A 22,250-nucleotide genomic window follows, 5' to 3' on the forward strand; every position below is an offset into this window, starting at 1 on the left:
GTGTATAAGAGACAGCCCCGGGATAGTTACGGAGCTCCGAGAGGAGCGGGTGGGGCTCAGAGGTCGTGGTGAAAATGCAGCTGGTTACCGTCCGGGTCGGTGACGGTGAACTGGCGCAATCCGTAGGGCATTGTCTGCAGCGCGCTTGGATCGGCCGCGGCGATCTCGGCGTGGGTGGCGTCGATATCCTCGGCGAAGATCCAGACCACGCCGGGGGTGAAGGGGCCATCCACCTCGCGCAGGAACAGCGCGCAGCGACCATGGCTCACGGCGCCGATGCGGCCCTCGTCATGGTGCCAGTTGGCGGTGAAGCCCATCTTCTCGACGTAGAAGGCCTGCGCCGCCGGCACGCTGCGCACCGGCAGCGCGGGCACGGCAAAATCAAGCTTCACGCTTCACCCCGTAGGGTGCGCATTCATGGCGCACCTCAATAGAGGCCGCCCGACGAGAGCGAGCCGAAGCTGGCCTTGGGCGCGATCCGGGCCTTCTTGCCGGTCGAAGTGGTCACCGTGCGGGCCTCGCCCTCGTCGCTTTCGCCCTGGGCGAACATCGGCAGGTTGGCCCCCATGGCAAAGCCGCCGTCGAGCATCGCCGCCATGCCGAAGATCGGCTCTTCGCCCTCGCGGAAGTACTCGGCCACCACATTGGGGCCGGAGGCGCCGTCGGACAGGCGGGCGCCGGTGAAACGGTCGATCTTCACGAAGTACCCGCCCGGCGGCACCTGGAACTTGCCTGCGCCGTATTTGGCGATGGCCGATTTCATGAAGCTGTTGAACACCGGCGCGCACATGCCGCCGCCCGAAGCGCCCGGCATGGTGCGGGGCCGGTCGTAGCCGATGTAGCAGCCCGCCGCGATGGTGTTGGTGAAGCCGACGAACCACACGTCCTTGGCATCGTTGGTGGTGCCGGTCTTGCCCGCCACCGGTACGCCGAGGCTCACCGCCCGGCGGGCGGTGCCGCGCTCGACCACGCCCTGCATCATCGAGGTCAGCTGGTAGGCGGTGATCGCATCGATCGCCTGCTTGCGGTTGGTGGTGATGTGGGGCAGTTCGCCCGGCGCCAGCGAGGCCGTCTGGCACCCATCGCAGATGCGCTGGTCATGGCGATAGATCGTGCGCCCCCAGCGGTCCTGCACCCGGTCCACCAGCGTGGGCTCCACCCGCTCGCCGCCATTGGCGAACATCGAGTAGGCGGAGACCATCTTGAACAGCGTGGTCTCCTGCGAGCCCAGCGCGTTGGCAAGGAAGGGCTCCAGCCGGTCATACACGCCGAAGCTCTCTGCATAGCTGGCCACCGTCTCCATGCCCACTTCCTGCGCGAGGCGAATGGTCATCAGGTTGCGCGACTGCTCGATGCCGGTGCGCAGCGGCGTGGGGCCGTAAAAGCGGTGCGAGGCGTTCTTGGGCCGCCACACGCCCTGCGGCGTGTTGATCTCGATCGGCGCGTCGACAACGATGGTGGCGGGCGTGTAGCCCGAATCCAGCGCGGCGGCATAGACGAAGGGCTTGAACGACGAGCCGGGCTGCCGCGTGGCCTGGGTGGCACGGTTGAATACCGAATGCTGGTAGGAGAAGCCGCCCTGCATGGCGAGCACCCGGCCGTTTTCCACGTCCATCGCCATGAAGGCGCCCTGCACGGCGGGCACCTGGCGCAGCGTCCAGCGGATGAAGGCGCCATCGTCTGTCATCCGGCGCACGTGCACAACGTCGCCGACCTCGAAGTTGTCGTGGAAGCTGCCACGAACCCAGGCGATGTCCTTGCGCGGCACCACCGGCGGCTCGGCGCCGTCGAGCGGCTCGCCCTCGATGCCCAACCGCAACTCCTGGTCGCCGACCGCCATCACCACGGCTGGCAGCCACTTGCTTTCCAGCTCCACGTCGCGGGCCACTTCCACCGCGGCCAGCGCCTCGCGCCACTTGGCCTCGTCCTCCAGCAACGCGGCGTCGATCGTCTTGCCGGTGCCGCGCCAGCGACCAAGGCCGCGGTCATAGCGCTCCAGCGCGCGTTGCAGCTCCACCGCCGCCTTCTTCTGCAACTCCGGGTCCACCGTGGCCCGAATGGTCAGCCCGCCGCCAAAGAACTCGTCCTCGCCGAAGTTGCGGCTGAGCTGGCGCCGAATCTCGTCTGTGAAATAGTCGCGCGGCGGCAGCGCGCCCTTGAAGCTGTCGTAATCACCGTTCTGAACCGATTTCAGCGGCTCCAGCCGCTCGGCCTGATAGGTCTCGTAAGAGATGTAGCCGTTCTCATACATCTCCTTCAGCACGAAGTTGCGGCGGTTGGTCGCCAGTTCCTTGTCGCGCACCGGGTGATAGTTGGAGGGCGCCTTGGGCAGCACCGCCAGATAGGCCGCCTCATGCGGGGCCAGCTCGGCCAGCGTCTTGTTGAAGTAGGTCTGCGCGGCGGCGGCCACGCCATAGCTGTTCTGCCCGAGGAAGATCTCGTTGAGGTAAAGCTCGAGGATCTTGTCCTTGCTCAGCGCGGTCTCGACGCGGGAGGCCAGGATGATCTCCTTGATCTTCCGCTCCGCCGTCCGGTCGGAGGAGAGCAGGAAGTTCTTCATCACCTGCTGGGTGATGGTCGAGGCGCCGCGCAGCCGCCCGCCCTTGGCCGCATCCACGGCGGCGGCGATCATGCCCATAGGGTCATAGCCCTTGTGGGTATAGAAGTTCTTGTCTTCCGCCGAGATGAAGGCCTGCTTCACCAGGTCGGGGATTTCGCTGGAGGGGGCGTAGAGGCGGCGCTCATGGGCGAACTCGTCCATGATCTTGCCCTCGCCCGAGTAGATCCGGCTGATCGTGGGCGGGGTGTATTGCGCCAGCTGCTCGTGGTTTGGCAAATCGCGGCTGTAGATCCACAGGATCGCGCCAAGCATCAACGCGCCAAAGGCGGCGCCGGTGGTAATCAGCGCGAAAAGCCCGCCGATGATGCCGGTGATGAATCTGAGCAACTGCCCGCTCCTTGGTCTGGTTCGAGGCCAAGTGTATACGCGAAGGCCCGGATCGAAGCAAAAGAGATTGCATGACAAATTCGGCCATTTGCCGCCCAGCCGGTCACGGTTTTGCGAGGCCGCCCCTCCGCCCTTGGAGGCGTCTTCGCGGGTTGGGCGGCGCGCGGCGCGCGGGCGAAGAGAGGGCAGCGCCCTGGATGAGCCCCCCCCCTACTGCCGCCTGAGCGCCCTGATCCGCGCATCCTCCGCCGCCCAGGCCGCAACCGCCGCCGCGATCCCGTCGGCGGCCTGCTTGCGCCACGCCGGCTTCTGCAACTTCTCCAGCTCGCTCTCGGTAGAGAGGAAGGCCGCCTCCAGCAGGACCGCCGGAATGTCGGGCAGTTTCAGCACCGAGAAATCGGCCCGTCCCCGCGCGTGCCGGTGCAGCCGCACCCCCTGCGCCCGAAGCCCCGCGACAAGCGCATCGGCCAGCGCCTCGGTGCGCGGCACGGTCTCGCGCCGGGCAATCTCCATCAGCGCCTGCGCCACCTGGTCGTCGGTGCCGCTCAGGTCGGCGCCGCCCAGAATGTCTTCCCGGTCATGCCGCTGCGCAAGCTTGGCCAGCGCCTCCGAGCTCGCCTCATCCGACAGGGTGTAAACCTGTGCGCCCCGCGCGATCCCCTCCTCCACCGCGTCGGCATGGAGCGAGATGAACAGGTCCGCCCCCGCGCGCCGGGCAATCGTCAGCCGGGTCTCCAGCGACACGAAGCTGTCATCCTCCCGCGTCAGCACCACCTCGTAGTCACCCGCCCTGAGCAGGCTCTCGCGCAGGTCGCGGGCAAAGATCAGCATGAGCTCGGCCTCCGTCACTCCGTCGCGGATCGCGCCCGGGTCCACCCCGCCATGGCCCGGGTCGAGCACCACCACCAGCGGGCCGCCCGGTGCGGGCCGCCGCTTGGGCGGGGCGCTAGCCGAAGGGCTGGGGAAGACATCGCTGGGCCGCTCGCCGCGCTTCACCTGCCCGGCAAAGCGCGCCTCGTCCACCGGCTCCAGCGCCACCTCCACCCGGGCCGAGCCATCCGCCGCGCCGGTCACCATGTGCACCGTGCCAAAGCCCAGCGGGCGGGCGAGTTCAGCCACCAGCCGCGTCCAGCCCGGGCCGACACGCCCGGTGCGCAGCGCCACCACCTCGGTGAGAGATGAAACGTCAGGCACGCCCAGCGGGGCAAAATCCACCTCGCGGAAGTCCACCACCACCCGGGGCGGGTCGGCGAGCAGCCGCACCCGGTAGGGCACCGGCTGGCTAATGGTCAGCCGCAGCCGCACGCCCTCGCCGCTTTCCTCGATACCGGAGCGCGCCGGGTCGATCCGCGCCAGCGCTGAAAACTCCTGCGCCGGAGAGACCGCGCCCCAAAGCGCGGCGATCATGAAGAGGAAGACTGCCCGCATTTGCCCCGTCGCCTGTTTTGGCCGGTTCTACACGAGCCCCCGGCAGGCACCAAGAGCTCCGCGATCACGCCCGCGCCAGCCTCTCACAATGAGAGCGCACGGTGCATTAACCACACCTTCTGTGCAAATCAGCCTATGCATGGGTTGTGCATCACATGTGCATAGGATGTGCATGTGTGGTATCATATGCCGCGTTAACCACCTAACCGTCAGTCACCCAACGGTTTTTTGCCCAGATGCTTGCGCAGCCGCGAGGGCGTCGACTTGGTCTTGTTCTTGTAGGGGTTCGCATCCCCCTGCCCGCGGAAATACAGCCGGATCGGCGTGCCCGGCATGTCGAAATCCTCGCGCAACCCGTTGACGAGATAGCGCTTGTAGCTCTCCGGCAGCTTGTCGGGATGCGAGCACATCACCACGAACCCCGGCGGCCGCGTCTTGGCCTGGGTCATGTAGCGCAGCCTGATCCTGCGGCCCCCCGGTGCGGGCGGCGGATGCTGCTCCAACATACTGATAAGCCAGTCATTCAGCTTAGCCGTGGTCACCCGGCGGTTCCACACCTCATGGGCCTTCACCACCGCCTGTTGCAGCCGGTCGAGACCCCGGCCCGTCTTGGCCGAAACGGTCACGAGCGGCGCGCCCTTGAGCTGCGGCAACAGCTTTTCGAAGGCCACACGCAGGCCCTTCAGCTTGGCCTGCTTTTCCGGCTCCAGATCCCACTTGTTGACGGCCACCACCACGGCCCGCCCCTCGCGCTCGGCAAGGTCGGCAATGCGCAGATCCTGCTGCTCGAAGGGGATGGCCGCATCGAGCAGCACCACCACCACCTCGGCGAATTTCACCGCGCGCAACCCATCGGAGACCGAGAGTTTTTCCAGCTTTTCCTGCACTTTGGCGCGCTTGCGCATGCCTGCCGTGTCAAAGATACGGGTCGGCACGCCGTCCCAGTCCAACGCCAGCGAAATCGAGTCGCGGGTGATGCCGGCCTCGGGGCCGGTCAACAGCCTGTCTTCGCCCAGAATGGCATTGATGAGTGTGCTCTTGCCCGCGTTCGGGCGGCCCACCACGGCCACTTGCAGCGGCTTCTTCTTCGTCGGCCGCCACTCTTCGGGGGCCTCCTCGCCCTCCTCCACCGTCACCTCGATCTCGGGGCTCTCATCCGCCTTGTTAAGCGAAATTTCATCCACCACGGGCATCAAGGCCCCCAGAAGGTCCGACATGCCCTCGCCATGTTCGGCGCTCAGCGGAATCGGGTCGCCCAGGCCAAGGCTCCAGGCCTCCACAACGCCGCCCTCGGCGGCGCGGCCCTCGGCCTTGTTGCAGCCTACGAGCACATGGGCGTTCTTGCGGCGCAGGATGTCGGCGAAGACCTCGTCGGTGGGCGTCACCCCCGCGCGCGCGTCGATCAGGAAGAGGCAGACGTCGGCCATTTCCACCGCGCGCTCGGTCAGCCGACGCATCCGGCCCTGAAGGCTCTCGTCAGTCGCTTCCTCGAGCCCGGCGGTGTCGATGACGGTAAAGCGCAGGTCGCCAAGGCGGGCCTCGCCCTCGCGCAAATCGCGCGTCACCCCCGGCTGGTCGTCGACCAGCGCCAGCCGCTTGCCGACCAAGCGGTTGAAAAGAGTGGATTTTCCAACGTTGGGGCGACCAACGATGGCAAGTGTGAAGCTCATGTTAACGGACCGTTCCGAGGCGATAAGGGCGCCTCATACAGGGATTTCAGCTTAACGGAAAGCCACCAGTTGGCCCCGGCTGTTAACCACATAGAGCGTGCCCGCCACCACGATCGGGTTGGAGCTTGCCCCGCCGGGCAGCTCCACAGCCGAAACCAGAGCGCCCGAGGTCGGCTCGAAGCTGCGTAGGTAGCCGTCGTCGGAAGCCACCCGCAGCAGCCCGCCCGCGAGGACGGGGCCGTAGTGGGCAAAGACAGCCTTGCGCCGCCGTACCTTTTTCTTGGTGTAGTCGGGCAGCTTGACCGACCAGATGGTTTCGCCCGTCGCCGCGTCGATCCGCAGCAGCTGGCTGGCATCGGAGACCATGAAGAGCGAGCCACCCGCCGGCCAGACCGGCGAATAGGCCCCGTTCAGCGAGGTCCAGCGACGCTCGCCGCTGTTGATGTCGATCGCCACGGTCCGGCCCGACTGGGTGCCGATATAGGCGGTATTGCCGACCACCACCGGGTCGCCGGTGATGTCGGTGTAGCCGGTGTAGGCCCGCCCGCGGCGCTCGCCCGCGATGTTCTCGGACCATGTGCGCAGGCCCGAGAGCTTCAGCGCGCCCATCACCTCGGCGGAGCCGAAGGGGAAGATCACATGCCGGTCCGACAGCGCGGGCCCTGCCCCGCCGACCATCACCGATGGCGTCGGCGTGCCCGGCATTTCCCACTTGAGCCGCCCGTTGGCGGCGTCCACGGCAAAGGCCCGGCTGTCACGGCTGACGACATAAACAGTGCCGCCCTCTACCGTAGGCGTGCCCTGCACCGGCCCGTCGAACTTCTGCCGCCAGCGCAGCCCGCCGGTGGCGGTGTCGAGTGCCAGAAGCTCGCCGTAACCGCTTGCCACGTACAGCGTATTTCCCGAAACCGCGAGGCCGCCGCCGGAGGCGTCGGAGGTGCGGTCGCGCGCGGGGGTGATGTCGGTCGACCAGATCAGCTCTCCCCCGGTGGAGACGGCAGACACCTGCGCGCGGCTGTCCATGGTGAAGATGCGGCCGCCAGTGGCCACCGGGTCGGCGGTGATCCGCGCCTTGCGGCTGTCGCCCTGCCCGATGTCGGTTCGCCAGACAGCCTGCACGCTGCGCTTCAGCGCCGGGTGCTGAATGGTATGGCGCGGGCTGCCGTTGCGATGGGTCCAGGAGCCGTGATTCAGCGGGCGCGGCAGAGAGATGGGGGCGGAGCCACGATAGATCGGCGCGGTCGCGCCGCCCAGATCGTTGACGCCCACCGCCTCACGCACGCCGATGCGTTTGCCCGGCAACGGCTGCTCTCTACCGGCGCAGGCGGCCAGCAGGGCCACGACGACGCCCGTGGTGATCCACTTCGATGCTGCTGCTCTCACGGCCTGCCTTCCTTGCCCGCTCTTCCCCTGTCGCGCCGCGCGAGCCTCGCCCTGGCGGCGCTGGACGGATCAGCCCTCTTGGGGCTTTCCTCCCAATGCTACAATCACTTGCAGGAGGCGTTCTTGCAAGCCCCGGCTCAAACCATCCTCCTCCACCAGCGCCTCGGCGGCGGCCAATGCGCCGGCGCGGTCCCCCGCGTCGATCATCGCATAAACCTGTTGCTCCCGGGCCAGCCGCGCCATCGGCGAGGCCGATGCGGCCAGCCGGTCAAGCTGCGCGCTGCGGTCCTCGGGCGACATCGCATCGGGGCCCAGCATGACAGCCTTCAGCGCAGCGAGGTCACGCCACGGCTGCGGCAGGCTGGCATCGTCGGCTACTGCGAGGAGCGTTTCGGCGGCGGCCTGCGCGTCTTCGGAGGCCTGCGCCTCGGCGGCTTCCAGGAGCTGCGCCACGGCGGCAAAATCTCCACTCGCCTCAACGCCCTCGAGCGCCGCCATCCGGGCCTCGCCCTCCTCGGCCTCGAGCGCGCTCAAGACGGCGTCACCACGAGCTTCCGCGGCAGCCCTTTCGGACGACCGCTGCCACTCCAGCCAGGCCGCGCCGCCCACCAGCCCCAGGATGATCACGACCGGGATCCACCCATAGCGCCGCATCAGCGCAAAGAGCTTGTCGCGCCGCAGCTCTTCGCTGACCTCTTCAATGAAGCTTTCGCTCTCGCTCATCTGCCTGCCTTCTTTCGTGCGAGCGGAGTCTGCGCCCCGCAAGATCGGTGCTTCTTACCCGGAAATGGCCCCCGATGCCAAGGAGATTGCGGGGGTGATCCGGAGCCTCCGGCGAGGCGGTGTCAGCAGGCTGCCGCGACACGGCAACTCTGGCTTGCGCGCGATGATTGATGGCGCTAAACTAAACCAAACGGTTCAGGACACCTCGGCCGCGACGGCGCGCAGGTGTGCTGCACCAGCGAACAGGTGTCTGGGGCGCAACGCGCCCCATTGTTGCAAGGAAGGTCCGGCCATGCGGCTGTTTTCGATCCTCATCGCGCTCTGCGTTGCAGCGGTGCTCTATCTCGTGGTGATGCAGCGCGATGTGCTGCTCTCCTTTGCAGGCGGGGGCACCGAGCCGGAGGCCCCGGTCGCCGAGGCCGAGGAAGCCCCGCGCACGGTGGAAGAAGATGGCACCGGCGCAGGCGAGGCACGCGTGGTTTCTGTCATGGCAATCGACAGCGTGGCCCGCGAGGTCGACAGCGCCGTTGTCACCCGGGGCCGCACCGAGGCCGCGCGGCAGGTGATCGTGCGGGCCGAAACCTCGGGCCAGGTCATCTCCGAGCCGCTGCGCAAGGGGGCCTTCGTGGAGGCCGGGCAAATGCTCTGCGAGATCGATCCGGGCACCCGCGAAACCCAGGTCGCGCAGGCCGAGGCACAGTTGGCCTCCGCGCGTGCCAGCCTGCCCGAGGCGCAGGCCCGCGTGGCCGAGGCCCGCGCCGCGCTCGAAGAAGCCCAAATCAACAACCGCGCCGCCAGCCAGCTGTCCGAGGGGGGATTCGCCTCTGAAACCCGCGTGGCCTCCACCCGCGCCGCCGTATCGTCGGCCGAGGCCGCCCTTGAGGCGGCGCAGTCGGGCGTGGAAGGCGCCAAGAGCCAGGTGCAGACAGCCGAGGCCGCCGTGGCTGCCGCGCAAAAAGAGATCGAGCGGCTCACGATCACGGCCCCCTTCTCGGGCCTGCTGGAGAGCGACAGCGCTGAACTGGGCGTGCTGCTTCAGGCCGGCTCCGACTGCGCGACCATCCTCCAGCTCGATCCCATCAAGCTGGTGGGCTTCATCCCCGAAACGGAGGTGGGCCGGGTCGAGACCGGCGCACAGGCCGGGGCACGGCTGGCCACAGGAGAGGAGGTGACGGGCCAGGTCACCTTCCTGTCGCGCTCCGCCGATTCTTCCACCCGCACCTTCCGCGTGGAGGTCCAGGTGCCCAACCCCGACCTCGCCATCCGCGATGGCCAGACCGTGGAAATCGCGATTTCCGCCGAGGGTGCAAACGCGCATCTGTTGCCGCAATCCGCGCTGACGCTGGATGACGACGGAGCACTGGGCGTGCGCTGGGTCGATGAGGAGAACAAGGCTCGTTTCGCCCCGGTTTCGGTTTTGCGCGACACCGTGGATGGCATCTGGGTCACCGGGCTTCCCGAGGAGGCGCGGGTGATCACCCGCGGCCAGGAGTATGTGGTTGAGGGTGTGCCGGTGAAGGTCACCCTCGAGGAGTTGACCCAATGACAGGTATCGTCGACTGGGCCGCCGCCCGTGCCCGGATGATCCTCGCCTTCGTGGCGATGTCGATCCTCGTGGGCTGGGCCACCTACCTCAGCCTGCCGAAGGAAGGCGAGCCGGATATCGAGATTCCGGCTGTCTTCGTTTCGGTCCCCTTCCCCGGCATTTCGGCGGCGGATTCCGAGAAGATGCTCGTGAAGCCGATGGAAACCGAGCTTTCGGATCTCGATGGGCTCAAGACAATGCAGGGCGTGGCGACCGAGGGCTATGCCAACGTGGTGCTGGAGTTCGAGTTCGGCTGGGACAAGTCCGCCACACTGGCCGACGTGCGCGCCGCGATGAATACGGCTGAGGCCAATTTTCCCGACGGGGCCGACAACTACTCGATCGGCGAGATCAACTTTTCCGAGTTCCCGATCATCATCGTCAACCTCACCGGCGCCCTGCCCGAGCGGACGCTGGTGAAGGTGGCCAAGGATCTGCAAGACAGCCTCGAAGGCCTGGAGCCGGTGCTGGAAGCCACCCTGGCCGGTCATCGAGACGAGATGGTCGAGGTGGTGATCGACCCGCTGAAGCTGGAAAGCTACAACGTGACCGCCGCCGAGCTGATCAACGTTGTGGTCAACAACAACCAGCTGATCGCCGCGGGCGAGATCGAAACGCCCACCGGCGCCTTCTCGGTCAAGATTCCGGCCAGCTTCGAGTCCAGCCAGGATGTCTACAAGCTGCCCGTCAAGGTGAACGGTGACAGCATCGTGACACTGGGCGACCTTGCCGACATCCGCCTCACTTTCGAGGACCGCACCGGCACGGCACGCTTCAACTCGGTCAACACCGTGGCGCTGCAGGTGTCGAAGAAGAAGGGCTACAACATCATCGACACCGCCGCCGCGATCCGCGAGACGGTGGATGCCGAGATGGCCAAATGGCCGCCCGAGCTGCGCGACGCGATCCAGGTTGGCACGTCGAACGATCAGAGCCGCGTGGTGAAATCCATGGTCTCCCAGCTCGAAGGCTCGGTGATGACGGCCATCGCGCTGGTGGCCATCGTGGTGCTGGCCGCGCTCGGCATCCGCCCGGCCATGCTGGTGGGCATCGCCATTCCGATCAGCTTCCTGCTCTGCTTCGTGTTCCTCTCCATCATGGGCATCACCGTGTCGAACATCGTGATGTTCGGCCTCATCCTCGCGGTGGGGATGCTGGTGGACGGGGCCATCGTGGTGGTGGAATACGCCGACAAGAGAATATCCGACGGCGTGGGGCCGATGCACGCCTATGTGGAGGCCGCCAAGCGGATGTTCTGGCCCATCGTCAGCTCCACCGCGACCACCCTTTGCGCCTTCCTGCCAATGCTGTTCTGGCCCGGGGTGGCCGGGCAGTTCATGGGGATGCTGCCGGTCACGCTGATCTTCGTATTGTCCGCTTCCTTGCTGGTGGCCCTGGTCTACCTGCCGGTGTTGGGCGGCGTCTCGGGCCGGATGAGCCGGATGTTTCACAACGCCTCCGAGGCGCTCCGCGCGCTGCCGTGGTGGGTGCGTGCCGTGCTGGTGGTGCCCTCGCTCTACCTGCTCTTCATCGCCGCCCTGCAATGCATAAACCCTGGATACCTTTTCGGCGGCACCTCACCTTTTCCGGGTGCCATGTCCGTGGTGCCCGGCCTCGTCCTCTTCGCACTGGCCGCTTTCCTCGCCACCATCACGCTGGACGCAGCCCGCATCGAACGCCGCGCCAAGCGGGTCAGGGCGGGCCACCGCCGCTCGCCCTTCGGCTGGCTCATCAAGGCGATCGCGGGCAACCCGATCATGCCGCTCGTCACCGTGGGCGCGGTGGGCTTCTTCGTTGTCTCGACGTTCATCTATTACGGCGCCAACAACAACGGCGTCGACTTCTTCGTGGAGACCGAGCCGGAGCAGGCCATCGTCTATGTCCGCGCGCGCGGCAACCTCAGCCTTGAGGAGAAGGATGAGATGGTGCGCGAGGTCGAGGAGGCCATGGCGCATATCCCCGGCATCGAAAGCGCCTTTGCCTTCGCCGGAGAGGGCGGGCTGAACTCCAACACCGGCGGCAGCCAGGCCCCGCTCGACACCGTGGGCCAGATCCAGCTGGAGCTGATCCCGTGGGAGGACCGCCCCGAATATGCCCGCACCCACAACGTGCCGCTGGAAGAGCTGGATGGCGACCTGATCCTCGAAAAGATCGAGGAAGCCGTGCTCGACATTCCGGGAATCCAGCCCGAAATCCTCAACCTCGCCATGGGCCCCGGCGCGGGCAAGCCCATTCACCTGCGCCTCTCGGGTGACGATTTCGGCGCGCTGGAAGAGGCGGTGGCGATCGTGCGCACCCATCTCGGCGAGATGCCCGGCATCATCGACCTCGAAGACACCACCCCCCTGCCCGGCATCGACTGGCAGATCGACGTGGACGTGGAAAAGGCCGGGCGCTACGGCGCCGACGTGGCCACCGTTGGCGCCATGGTTCAGCTGGTCACGCGCGGCATCCTGCTCGACACCATGCGGGTGGACAGCTCGGACGAGGAAATCGAGATCCGCGTGCGCCTGCCCTATGAAGACAGGGTGCTTTCCACGCTGGATGAGTTGAAGGTCCGCACCACCGACGGCCTCGTACCGCTCAGCAACTTCATCACCCGCCAGCCAGTGCCCAAGATCGGCCGGATCGACCGGGTGGACCAGCGGCGTATCTATGATGTTAAGGCGGATGTCTCGCCGGGGCTTTCGAAGCTTGTGGGCGATGACGGCGAGGTATTGGCCGTGATGCCCACCGAGGCTGCCAGAGCTGCGGCAGATACGGCTGGAGAATACAACGGCGCCTCGGTTGTGGCGGTGAACGCCAATGAACGGATCGGGGTCATCACCGAATGGCTCTCCGGCGAGCAAAGCCCTCTGCCTCTTGGCGTGGACTTCGAATGGACCGGCGACCAGGAAGATCAGGAGGAAAGCGGGCAGTTTCTGATGAGTGCCTTTGGCATGGCGCTGGGGATGATGTTCGTGATCCTGCTGGCGCAGTTCAACAGCTTCTACAACGCCGTGCTGGTGCTGCTGGCGGTGGTGCTTTCGACCGCCGGGGTGCTCTGGGGCATGCTGCTGCTGGGCCAACCCTTCTCGATCATCATGACAGGCACGGGCATCGTGGCTTTGGCGGGGATCGTGGTGAACAACAACATTGTCCTGATCGACACCTACCAGGAGTATTCTGCCTACATGCCAAGGCTCGAAGCGGTGATCCGCACCGCCGAGGCCCGGCTGCGCCCGGTGCTGCTGACGACGACCACCACCATCGCGGGCCTCACCCCGATGATGCTGGGCCTCAGCCTGGATTTCATCAACGGCGGCTACTCGCTCAACAGCCCGACCGCGCTCTGGTGGAAGCAGCTGGCCACCGCCGTTGTCTTTGGCCTCGGAACGGCCACGGTGCTGACGCTGGTGTTCACACCGTCGATGCTTGCGCTGCGGATCTGGGCCTCCAAAGGCGCCTACTGGGGCCTGCGCAGCCTGGGCAAGGTCACGCTGGGCCGCTCCAGCCGCGTGGCCCGCGATGCCGCGCTCGCCCGTGCCGCGAAGCACGTGAAGCACCCCGAGATCATCTGGTCGGAGGAGGCGCAGCCCGAGGTTCAGGCCGAGGTGGAGGACGCCAAGGGCGCACCGGATGTTCCGGAAGAGACCTCCGACGCACCAGAGGCCGCCTCGGACGCGCAACCCGACGGATCCGAGAAGGCCGAAGGCGACGACACGGACGACAGCAGCAATGACGACGCCGCAAAACCGCCCCATATCCGCGCCGCCGAATAATCCCGCCCCCTATCTGGCCGCCCCGGCTGGCCCAACCAGGGCGGGCCGGGACGGCTTCGCTGTGCGGTGTACGGGCCAGCGGCGTGCGGGAGGCTTGATACATACCGCCGCGCTCAGTGTCTGATAGCGATCAGGCCGCCTCTTCCCGCAACTGCTGGGCCCAGAGCGCAGCATATTTTCCGCCTTGAGACAGAAGCTCCGCATGGGTGCCACGCTCCGCGACTTCGCCGGCATCGAGCACGATGATCTCATCGGCCGCTGCCACCGTGCTGAGACGGTGGGCAATGGTGAGCACCGTGCGCCCTTCCGCCGCCCGGGCGAGCGCGCCCTGGATCTGCTGTTCGGTCTCTGTGTCCAGCGCCGATGTGGCCTCGTCCAAGAGCAGCACGGGCGGGTTCTTCAGCATGGTGCGGGCAATGCCGACGCGCTGCTTCTCGCCGCCTGAAAGCTTGAGCCCCCGCTCGCCCACCATCGTCTCGTAGCCCTGCGGCAGGCTCTCGATGAACTCATGGATGCGGGCCGATTTGGCCACCTCCACGATCTCGGCAAAGCTCGCCTCGGGGCGCCCGTAGGCGATGTTGTAGCGGATGGTGTCATTGAACAGCACGGTATCCTGCGGCACCACGCCGATGGCCGCGTGCAGGCTCTCCTGCGTGACCTCACGAATGTCCTGCCCGTCGATCCGGACTGCGCCGCCGGTGACATCGTAGAACCGGAACAGCAACCGCCCGATGGTGCTCTTGCCCGCACCCGAAGCCCCCACGATGGCAAGGCTTTTCCCCGCAGGCACCGCAAAGTTCACACCGCGCAGGATCTCCCGTTCGGCCTCGTAGCCAAAGCGCACGTCGTCAAACCGCACCTCGGCCCCGTCAACCTTCAGCGCCCCTGCGCCCGTCATGTCCTTCACCTCGGCAGGCTGGCCAAGGAGCGAGAACATCTCACCCATATCGGTCAGCGCCTGCCGGATCTCGCGGTAGACCGAGCCGAGGAAGTTCAGCGGCACGGTGATCTGGATCATGTAGGCGTTGACCATCACGAAATCGCCCACCGTGAGCGTGCCGTTCTGCACCCCCATCGCGGCCATTACCATCACCGCCACCAGCCCGCCGGTGATCAGCACAGACTGGCCGAAATTCAGGAAGCCCAGCGAGTAATTGGTGCGGATCGCCGCATCCTCATAGCCAGCCATCGCATTGTCATAACGCTCCGCCTCGCGCCGCTCCGCACCGAAATACTTGACCGTTTCGAAGTTGAGCAGGCTGTCGATGGCCTTCTGGTTGGCATCGGTGTCGCTGGCATTCATTTGCTGTCGGATCTTCACCCGCCACTCGGTGACCTTGAAGGTGAAGGCCACGTAGAGTGCGATGGTCACCACAAGCACGCCGAGGTAGCGCATGTCGAAAGCCAGGGCGAGCACGGCGCAGACGAGCACCAGCTCCAGTATCAACGGACCGATGGAAAAGAGCATGAAGCGCAGCAGGAACTCCACGCCCTTCACCCCGCGCTCGATGATGCGGGAGAGTCCGCCGGTGCGACGGGTGATATGATAGCGCATCGAGAGCGCGTGGATGTGGTTGAAGGTTTCCAGCGCCAGCCGTCGCAGCGCCCGCTGGCCCACACGGGCGAAGAGCGCATCGCGCAACTGCTGGAAGCCCACGGTAAGCAGGCGGGCCATGCCGTAGGCCACCGTCAGCGTCACCGCCGTCAGCCCGATAAGCAAGCCGGTAGAGGGCGCGTCGCCCGCAAGCTGGTCGACCGCGCCCTTGTAGAAAAACGGCGTGGCCACCGCGATCAGCTTCGCGACCAGCAGCGCAATGAGCGAAAGCACCACCTGTGCCTTTAGGCCCGGATGCCCATGGGGCCAGAGATAGGGCAGAACGCGCTGGATGATGCCCCAGCTGGAGCCGGGGTCTTTGGGGGTTGGCTCGGCCATAGGCCTGGCGCACCTCTCGGGATCGTGAATGTTTTGGCGAACCTAAGGCGCTTTTCGGCGGCGTCCAGTGCGTTCACGCCGCAGGGCCAAATCACTCCGGCAAGTCGAAGACCTGCCCGGGGTAGATCAGGTCCGGATCACGGATCTGGTTGCGATTGGCCTGAAGCACCTTGTGGTAGGCCATGCCATCGCCATAGCGGTCCGTCGCGATGGCCCAGAGCGAGTAGCCGGGCTGCACGGTGATGACCGACACGGCCAGCTCTCGGGGAGCGCTGTCGGCGGGAGCGGCCCGGGCCAGCGCCTCTTCCGTTTCGCGCAGGAAGGGGGTTTCGAAGCGCCCTGTCACCTTGCCGTCACCCGCCAGTTGGTCGACCCGCAGGGTATAGGTGCCGGGGCTCACGTTGTTCAACTCGGCTGTCCACGTGCCATCTGTCTCCAGCGGGGCGACCGCGACGGGCGCGTTGTCGAGGTAGATCCGAAGGTCAGAGGGCCCGCCCCTGCCCTGACCGGAGAGGGTGACAGCCCCCTCACTGTAGCCGATGGTTTCCACCCGAAGCGGCACCTCGGCGGCAGAGGCGCTTGGCTGAAGCACGCGCAACCCCTCGCCCGTGGCAACCAGAAGCTGCGGCTCGTCTGCCGCGGCGGCCGCCCGTGTGGGTTCGCCCCGCGCCACGGTGGCAGGCTCGGCGGCGGCTGTGGCCGGGGTTTCGGCAGGCGGCAGGGCCCCGGACCTGTCGGCGGTTTCCGCCACGGTCTGGTCTTGCTCCGGGTTTGCGGAGCCTACAGGCGCCGCGTCATCACTCTCCACTGCGTCGGTGGCGGGCACCTCAGCCTGCGTGGCCACGGCAACCCGGGTCGTCTGCGGCTTGGCTTCGCCGGGCGTATCGTCTTGCGCGGTTACATTGTCCGCCACCGCAACGGGCTCAGGCGCAGGCTCGTCCGCGGCGGTCTCCGACGCCGTAGTGGCGGGCTGTGGGGTTGCTGTTGTTTCCGGCACGGGCGCGCCATCGGTGTCGGGAACCGAGGGGGCGCCGGGCGCGGTCGATACGGCTTCGGTGCGGAGGCGCGCGGGGTTTGCACCATCCGTCTCGGGCGGAGTCTCCACCTGTTCCGGCGGCGCGGCACTCGCCACTTCAGGCCGCGAGTCCTCCGCAGCATCCCCCGGCGTGCCGGTGCCCGCCGCTGCCGCCGTGGCGGGCGCGGGTGCCACGATGACACTGGCGTCCGCGTGTCGGGTATCGCCTTGACCGGTGGCTGAAAGCGTAAGGACGCGTGGCGTCGCGCCGGGCCGGATCTCTGCAAGCGCCACGAAGGCCCCGGACCCATCCGCCGTGGTCTCCGCAAGTGCTGCGCCATCCAAAAGGAGAGTCACCGTATCGCCCGGCGCGGCACTGCCGGCGATCAGCGCCGAGCCGTCCGGCTCAATACGCACGAGGTCGAACGTTGGGAGGGGCAGCTCGGCACCGTCCTCCGCAATCTCGGTCTCTCCGGCTGTTTCACCCGCGTCGGCGCTTCGCTCTTCGGCCTCACTCTCAGGGCGCGCCTCGGTCGCGGCGGTCTGCTGCTCATCTCGGCTGGGCTCTTCGGTGGACGCGGCGCTTTCGGGAGGCACATTCTCGCGGGCAGCGGCTGGCGCGGCGTCTTCGCCCTTCGCATCCACAGCGGCAACGGCCGGCGCCTCCACCGGCGCACCTGCTTGCCACAGCCACAGGCCCAGGGCCGCCAGCACCATGAGTGCAGCCGCAAGAGCACCCCGCACAACGGGGGAGATGGACTTCCAAGCCGACATCGCCCTTCCTCGATCCAGCCTCAAGGCCCCGCACCTGGGTGCGGGTTGAGCAACCATAGCCATAGCGCTATCACCGGTCAAAACACTCCGTCGGCATGACGGCTCTCTTCATCACAGCTTCCAGGGATATTCCGATGACAGCTCCGCTTTCCATTTGCGTCTATTGCGGCTCGCGCGACGGGGCTGACCCGGCCTACGCGGAGGCCGCCGAAGCGCTGGGGGAGGCAATCGCGCGCAATGGCTGGCGGCTGGTCTACGGCGCAGGCGACGTGGGGCTGATGGGGCGCGTGGCCCGCAGCGCGCAGAACGGTGGGGCAGAAACTTTTGGCGTGATTCCGACCCACCTTTTGCAGCGCGAGGTGGGCAAGCGCGACCTTACCACCTTCATTGTCACCGAGACGATGCATGAGCGAAAGAAGGTGATGTTCATGAACGCCGACGCCGTGGTGGTGCTACCGGGGGGCGCGGGCTCGCTCGACGAACTCTTCGAGGTGCTCACCTGGCGGCAGCTCGGGTTGCATGAAAAGCCGATCCTGCTGCTGAACACGAACGGCTACTGGACGAAGCTGACCGAGCTTATCGAGCATGTCGTCGCCAGCGGGTTTGCCGGCGACGACCTCAACGGGTTCTACCGCACCGTCGACACGGTGGAGGCGTTGGAAACGGCGCTGAAGGGCACCTAAGCTGCCTCCATCTCGCCCTTCACGATCTTCTCGATCTCGTCGAGCGGGTGGTTGGTGAGGGTCTTTGGCACCTCGAACACCACCTTGTCGGCCACTTCCTTGTGAAGCGTCTGCCGCAGCTCGCCCAGAACCTGCGGCGCACAAGCCAGTACGATACGATCAAACGCGCCCCTGTGCGCCTTTTGGTAGAGCAAGTCCGCGAGATCGTGGGCGAAGCGCTCCTTCGCAAGCTCATGCCAATCGGTGTCATCCAGCGCGGAGCGTTGCTGAACGCCTGTATCCTGCATCCGCCCGGGCCGGTTGGCGCTTTGCTCCCGGTCGGAGGGATTTTCCTGCTCCTCCTTGCCGGACACCACCAGGTAGGGGTCTTCTCCATCGGTGATGTTCTCGAGGAACAGCGCCTTCTCGCTGTCGGCGACCAGCACCCATGTGCCCTGCGTCAGCCCGCTCATTGGTCGGCCTCCTCTTCTTCCATCGACTTGGTGACACGCGTCGCACCGGCTGGGCGCTCGTTGGCCCGCTTCAGCTCGTCCTTGCTGCCCACCTGTCGCGCCAGCCTGCCGCCCTCGCGGCCACCGTGGGAAATCTCGCCCTCTGCGCCCAGAATTTTCTCGGTATCGCGGCTCATGTCCTTGGATCTTTTGCGTTCTGCCATCGTTCAATCCTCCTTTGGAAGATCAACGGATGTGCAGCGATGCGGGTTCCGGCAAAAGGAAAGGCGCGACGCCCGGTTGGAGCGTCGCGCCTTTAGTTTTTTGCACTGCGGCGGCGCTTATGCGCACCGCCCGCCGGGATCACATGCGCGAGGCGACGTTTTCCCAGTTCACCAGCTTGTCGAGGAAGTTGCTGAGGTAGGCCGGGCGCTTGTTGCGGAAGTCGATGTAGTAGCTGTGCTCCCAGACGTCGCAGCCAAGCAGCGCGGTCTGGCCGAAGCAGAGCGGGTTCACGCCGTTCTCGGTTTTGGTCACCTTCAGGCCGCCGTCGGTGTCCTTCACCAGCCAGCACCAGCCCGAGCCGAACTGACCGGCGCCTGCGGCAGAGAACTCTTCCTTGAACTTGTCGACCGAGCCGAAGCTCTCGGTGATCGCCTTTTCCAGCTCGCCGGGCATGCCGCTGTCACCCGGGCCCATCATCTCCCAGAACTGGTTGTGGTTCCAATACTGCGAGGCGTTGTTGAAGATGCCGTTCTGGGCCACGGCGGAGGCATCATAGGTGCCCTTGATGATCTCTTCGACCGATTTGCCTTCCCACTCGGTGCCGGCAATCGCCTTGTTGCCATTGTCGACATAGGCCTTGTGGTGGATGTCGTGGTGATATTCGAGCGTTTCCTTCGACATGCCAAGATCGGCGAGCGCATCGTGGGCATAAGGAAGATCGGGGAGTTCGAAGGCCATGGAAGGTTCCTCTCTGTCAGTGTGATTTCGTTACCAGGATAAAGAGTGCGCGCAGAGGCGAGGTCAAGGGCACACCCCGGTCTTTCGGCGCAAAGGCGCGCGCTTATCCGTTGATTTACATGCAGCACCGGCTTGCCGAGACGTCGCCGACATGGCCTGGCGCGAAACGCGGATTTCGTGCCACACGGTCTGGCGCGCTAAAACCCCTGTCAAGGCGGACCATTCCGCACGCGCTGTTCTCGCCCGGATGCCCGCTTGCCTACACTGCCGCGAGGGGGTGACCGGCTTGGCCCAACCCGCGGTTCAGAGCCAACTTACCCTGCCGCGGAAATTGTCACGCTCGGGGAAGGCATTCTCGTGGCGCGACATCAATTGGCGTGCCTCGTCTCTGCGGCCCAGCGGACGGCAGAGCGTGATCATGCGCTCAAGCGCATCGGGTCGTGCCGGGTCGATCTCGGTCACTTTCACCAGCGCATCCCAGGCCTTGGACAGATCCTTCACGCGCCGGGCCGCGGTGGCCTCAAGCATGAGGATATCGGGCTCATCGTCCGCCAGGCCCCTGTGCTCATCGATCAGGGCCAGGACCTCGTCGTATTTTTCCACCCGTTGCAGCATCTTGGCGGAGGCCAACAACCCTTCACTGGTAATGCTCGCGTCGGCTGCGGCGGACTCGGGCAGATAGCGCGAAAGCACGTTGCCCATGATCCGGTCGACCAGGTCGGGCGAGACATGGCGATAGTCGTTGCGCGTCCAGGCGACCTCTGGGGACGAAAGGATCACGAATTCATAGGAGGGAAAGTAATCCACCCCCTCCTTGCCAAGAACGAACTCGTCGAGCGCAGCGCGCTGGACCGATTTGGAATAGGCATTGGCCACCAGCACATCCATGTCGCGGAACGTGGCCAGAAGCGGCACTGGTGAGACGGTGACCAGCATCTTGAGCGGCTTCTTTCGATGCTTGGAAAGCAGCGCATAGAGCGCGTTGAGCCCCTTCAGCACGTCGTCGTAGGAGAGCACGCGGAACTCGAAACGATCGGGCTCCTTCTTCATCGCCGGCATCGGCGGCATGACATTGAGATAGAGGCCGAGCTTGCGATCATACCACGTTTCGACATAGCCAAGCGTCAGGATTACCACGTCGGCCTCGATCACGGCCTTCATGGCATCGAGGTACTTGTGGCGAAACTCCAGGATTGTCTCCTGGTCGAATTCCAGCCGCGCCATGCCGAGCTGCGCATCAAACCAGGCCCCCTTCCCTCCGGTGTAGAGGATGTCCTTCCCAGGAAACTTCTCGCGTTCCAGCGCCCAGGTGATCTCGTTCAGAACCGAGTGGATGCTGTATTTGTTGAAGAAATTCGCGGCGTCGTCGAGGCTGTCGCCAATCTCTCCGAGATCGTGCTCGCGCGACATGACGCGCATACCCGCCTCTCCCAGCGCCCGCTCCACGTTGCGGGCGAAGCATGAGCCGATGGCGAAAATCGTCTCGTCACGGGAGATCGTAAAGCTGGGGCGGCTCTCCGGGGTAGCCAGAGGATAGAGCCGCTCACCATCGCGTTTTGGAGCCGGGTAGCGCCGCAACTCGTTGGCTCGCGCGCGCGCCATCGCCTCGACTGCAGGCAAGCTCTCGATGTTACTGGTGCCCATATTCCACCCCTATGAGTCGTCTATACGTCGATTGCGTCATATGCTTCCAACATATGCTCAGGCAGCACGGCGAAAATAGGGCAAAAGTTCAAGGATTCATTTACTTTCCGCGCCAACATGCTTAGCCATTCCGCAAGAGTTCGAGAGCAGCGCATGGCAGATCCCTTCCCCTTCACCGTCCCGGATATTTCCGGGTCCATCGCCGATGAGATCACCGAGTTGGAGGGGGCCTATGTTGTGCCACCGGCCAAGGGGCTTGGCAACCAGTCGGTCCAGCGATCGGGCGTGCTCGATGCCTCGGGCGCCCTGGTCGAGAACGCGGTGACCTGGCGGGGCAAGAACGCGGTGACGACAATGCCCGTCATGCCCGAGCCCGATACGGTGGAAACCCTTTCCGGATCGTGGATGTTTCTTGGCCCGCTTTTCGGCCACTTCGGGCACTTCCTCGTCGAGAGCATCTGCCGGATCTGGGCGGTCGACCATCTGCGCGGCAAGATCGACGGCGTGCTTTACGTGCCCAAGTTCCAGAACCGGCCCGAGCATGTGGCCAATGTCTACCGGCCGTTTCTCGAAGCGCTTGGTGTCGACCTGCCGATGCGCAACCTTGAAGACCCGACGCGGGTCGAGCGGCTCTACGTGCCGCGCCAGGGCTTCGGCATGTTTCAGATGATCGAGGGCGCGCCCGAGTTTCGCGACTTCATCAATGCCCATGCCGGCAAGAACATCGAGCCGGAAGGTCCTGAAAAGCTTTACATATCTCGCTCCGAGCTGCCCGGAGCGCGAGGCTCCGTGCTGGCGGAGAAGCGGCTGGAGGCTTGGCTTGAAGCGGAGGGATACACGCCCTATCACCCGCAGAAACATTCGCACGCCGAGCAGATCGCGGCCTACCGTGCGGCACGGCAGATCATCGGGGTGGATTGCTCGCCTCTGCACCTTCTGGCGCTCGTCGGCGACAGTGCCCAGCGCACCGCCGTAATCGCCCGGCGGGATGGCGACCTGGACCAGATTTTTGCGCGCCAGATCAAGAGCTTCAAAGGCGCCGACGCGGTGGCGATCAACCCGTTGCGGCGCAATTGGATCGAGGAAAACGCCAACCGGCCGTCCCGCACGTCGTGGGGCGAGCTCGATTTTCCCGCGCTGCGTCAAGGGCTCATCGACGCTGGCATGATCGAGGGCAAGGAAGAGTGGCCCGACCTCACCGAAGCGGAACTTGCGGCGGAAGTAGAGCGCATCTCCGACGGCGCGGGTTGCGGCTTCAAGCCCTACGAGGGCCCTTAGAGCACGGCGCCCGCGCATGCGGGCTGACTGGC

Annotated in this window: 16 protein-coding genes; 4 read left to right on the top strand and 12 right to left on the bottom strand. The window is 65.8% G+C overall.

What is annotated here, in order from left to right; all coding sequences use genetic code 11:
* Positions 1-56: 56 nt before the first annotated feature.
* From DYI42_RS16720 to DYI42_RS16745, 6 genes are all read right to left on the bottom strand, one after another.
* On the bottom strand, positions 57-392 hold the full coding sequence (locus tag DYI42_RS16720) for a glyoxalase superfamily protein (protein WP_213547252.1): 336 nt from the start codon (positions 390-392) through the stop codon (positions 57-59).
* Positions 393-427: 35 nt separating this feature from the next.
* On the bottom strand, positions 428-2,947 hold the full coding sequence (locus DYI42_RS16725; protein WP_213547259.1) for a penicillin-binding protein 1A: 2,520 nt from the start codon (positions 2,945-2,947) through the stop codon (positions 428-430).
* Between the two features lie 210 nt (positions 2,948-3,157).
* Complete coding sequence (locus DYI42_RS16730) at positions 3,158-4,375, bottom strand: N-acetylmuramoyl-L-alanine amidase (RefSeq protein ID WP_213547262.1); 1,218 nt, start codon at positions 4,373-4,375, stop codon at positions 3,158-3,160.
* 209 nt (positions 4,376-4,584) lie between these two features.
* A complete protein-coding gene (gene der, locus DYI42_RS16735) occupies positions 4,585-6,045 on the bottom strand; it encodes a ribosome biogenesis GTPase Der (RefSeq protein WP_213547266.1) in 1,461 nt (486 codons plus the stop codon).
* 51 nt (positions 6,046-6,096) lie between these two features.
* A complete protein-coding gene (locus tag DYI42_RS16740) occupies positions 6,097-7,428 on the bottom strand; it encodes a PQQ-like beta-propeller repeat protein (RefSeq protein ID WP_213547268.1) in 1,332 nt (443 codons plus the stop codon).
* Between the two features lie 69 nt (positions 7,429-7,497).
* Positions 7,498-8,151, bottom strand: a complete 654-nt coding sequence (locus DYI42_RS16745) for a tetratricopeptide repeat protein (protein WP_213547270.1) — start codon at positions 8,149-8,151, stop codon at positions 7,498-7,500.
* Positions 8,152-8,443: 292 nt separating this feature from the next.
* Between DYI42_RS16745 and DYI42_RS16750 the strand changes: the two genes are divergently transcribed.
* Together DYI42_RS16750 and DYI42_RS16755 are read left to right on the top strand one after the other, a co-directional pair.
* On the top strand, positions 8,444-9,697 hold the full coding sequence (locus DYI42_RS16750) for an efflux RND transporter periplasmic adaptor subunit (protein WP_213547271.1): 1,254 nt from the start codon (positions 8,444-8,446) through the stop codon (positions 9,695-9,697).
* The gene (locus DYI42_RS16755) at positions 9,694-13,497 is read left to right on the top strand and encodes an efflux RND transporter permease subunit (RefSeq protein WP_213547272.1); all 3,804 of its coding nucleotides are present in this window, start codon (positions 9,694-9,696) and stop codon (positions 13,495-13,497) included. The genes DYI42_RS16750 and DYI42_RS16755 overlap by 4 nt, the downstream gene beginning before the upstream one ends.
* A gap of 130 nt (positions 13,498-13,627) precedes the next feature.
* Here the strand turns inward: DYI42_RS16755 and DYI42_RS16760 are convergent, their stop codons facing one another.
* Together DYI42_RS16760 and DYI42_RS16765 are read right to left on the bottom strand one after the other, a co-directional pair.
* Complete coding sequence (locus DYI42_RS16760) at positions 13,628-15,430, bottom strand: ABCB family ABC transporter ATP-binding protein/permease (RefSeq protein ID WP_213547273.1); 1,803 nt, start codon at positions 15,428-15,430, stop codon at positions 13,628-13,630.
* 91 nt (positions 15,431-15,521) lie between these two features.
* The gene (locus tag DYI42_RS16765) at positions 15,522-17,219 is read right to left on the bottom strand and encodes a LysM peptidoglycan-binding domain-containing protein (protein WP_213547274.1); all 1,698 of its coding nucleotides are present in this window, start codon (positions 17,217-17,219) and stop codon (positions 15,522-15,524) included.
* A 134-nt stretch (positions 17,220-17,353) separates the two neighbouring features.
* On the opposite strand from DYI42_RS16765, the gene DYI42_RS16770 reads away from it, so the two are divergent.
* A complete protein-coding gene (locus DYI42_RS16770) occupies positions 17,354-17,902 on the top strand; it encodes a TIGR00730 family Rossman fold protein (RefSeq protein ID WP_213547275.1) in 549 nt (182 codons plus the stop codon).
* Here DYI42_RS16770 and DYI42_RS16775 read toward each other — a convergent pair.
* The 4 genes from DYI42_RS16775 to DYI42_RS16790 form a co-directional block, all read right to left on the bottom strand.
* Positions 17,899-18,354 carry a host attachment family protein gene (locus DYI42_RS16775; protein WP_213547280.1) on the bottom strand — a complete coding sequence of 152 codons (456 nt, stop codon included), beginning with the start codon at positions 18,352-18,354 and terminating at the stop codon, positions 17,899-17,901. The two genes, DYI42_RS16770 and DYI42_RS16775, sit on opposite strands and share 4 nt — an antisense overlap.
* Positions 18,351-18,557: a hypothetical protein gene (locus tag DYI42_RS16780; RefSeq protein WP_213547281.1), complete on the bottom strand. Its 207-nt coding sequence runs from the start codon at positions 18,555-18,557 to the stop codon at positions 18,351-18,353. Before DYI42_RS16780 ends, DYI42_RS16775 begins: the two co-directional genes overlap by 4 nt.
* Before the next feature lie 139 nt (positions 18,558-18,696).
* Complete coding sequence (locus DYI42_RS16785) at positions 18,697-19,296, bottom strand: superoxide dismutase (protein ID WP_213547282.1); 600 nt, start codon at positions 19,294-19,296, stop codon at positions 18,697-18,699.
* Between the two features lie 303 nt (positions 19,297-19,599).
* Positions 19,600-20,940, bottom strand: a complete 1,341-nt coding sequence (locus tag DYI42_RS16790) for a GSCFA domain-containing protein (RefSeq protein ID WP_213547284.1) — start codon at positions 20,938-20,940, stop codon at positions 19,600-19,602.
* A gap of 153 nt (positions 20,941-21,093) precedes the next feature.
* Here DYI42_RS16790 and DYI42_RS16795 point away from each other — a divergent pair, with 153 nt between their 5' ends.
* Positions 21,094-22,218 carry a glycosyltransferase family 61 protein gene (locus DYI42_RS16795; RefSeq protein WP_213547286.1) on the top strand — a complete coding sequence of 375 codons (1,125 nt, stop codon included), beginning with the start codon at positions 21,094-21,096 and terminating at the stop codon, positions 22,216-22,218.
* Positions 22,219-22,250 lie beyond the last annotated feature (32 nt).

The organism is Vannielia litorea (assembly GCF_018424695.1).
In the GTDB taxonomy this organism is placed as follows: Bacteria; Pseudomonadota; Alphaproteobacteria; order Rhodobacterales; family Rhodobacteraceae; genus Vannielia; species Vannielia litorea_A.

Excerpts from the sequence above, each read along its gene's own strand:
- DYI42_RS16730 (WP_213547262.1), bottom strand. The coding sequence starts at position 4,375 with ATGCGGGCAGTCTTCCTCTTCATGATCGCCGCGCTTTGGGGCGCGGTC.
- der (WP_213547266.1), bottom strand. The coding sequence starts at position 6,045 with ATGAGCTTCACACTTGCCATCGTTGGTCGCCCCAACGTTGGAAAATCC.
- DYI42_RS16745 (WP_213547270.1), bottom strand. The coding sequence starts at position 8,151 with ATGAGCGAGAGCGAAAGCTTCATTGAAGAGGTCAGCGAAGAGCTGCGG.
- DYI42_RS16750 (WP_213547271.1), top strand. The coding sequence starts at position 8,444 with ATGCGGCTGTTTTCGATCCTCATCGCGCTCTGCGTTGCAGCGGTGCTC.
- DYI42_RS16755 (WP_213547272.1), top strand. The coding sequence starts at position 9,694 with ATGACAGGTATCGTCGACTGGGCCGCCGCCCGTGCCCGGATGATCCTC.
- DYI42_RS16760 (WP_213547273.1), bottom strand. The coding sequence starts at position 15,430 with ATGGCCGAGCCAACCCCCAAAGACCCCGGCTCCAGCTGGGGCATCATC.
- DYI42_RS16765 (WP_213547274.1), bottom strand. The coding sequence starts at position 17,219 with ATGTCGGCTTGGAAGTCCATCTCCCCCGTTGTGCGGGGTGCTCTTGCG.
- DYI42_RS16770 (WP_213547275.1), top strand. The coding sequence starts at position 17,354 with ATGACAGCTCCGCTTTCCATTTGCGTCTATTGCGGCTCGCGCGACGGG.
- DYI42_RS16775 (WP_213547280.1), bottom strand. The coding sequence starts at position 18,354 with ATGAGCGGGCTGACGCAGGGCACATGGGTGCTGGTCGCCGACAGCGAG.
- DYI42_RS16780 (WP_213547281.1), bottom strand. The coding sequence starts at position 18,557 with ATGGCAGAACGCAAAAGATCCAAGGACATGAGCCGCGATACCGAGAAA.
- DYI42_RS16785 (WP_213547282.1), bottom strand. The coding sequence starts at position 19,296 with ATGGCCTTCGAACTCCCCGATCTTCCTTATGCCCACGATGCGCTCGCC.
- DYI42_RS16790 (WP_213547284.1), bottom strand. The coding sequence starts at position 20,940 with ATGGGCACCAGTAACATCGAGAGCTTGCCTGCAGTCGAGGCGATGGCG.
- DYI42_RS16795 (WP_213547286.1), top strand. The coding sequence starts at position 21,094 with ATGGCAGATCCCTTCCCCTTCACCGTCCCGGATATTTCCGGGTCCATC.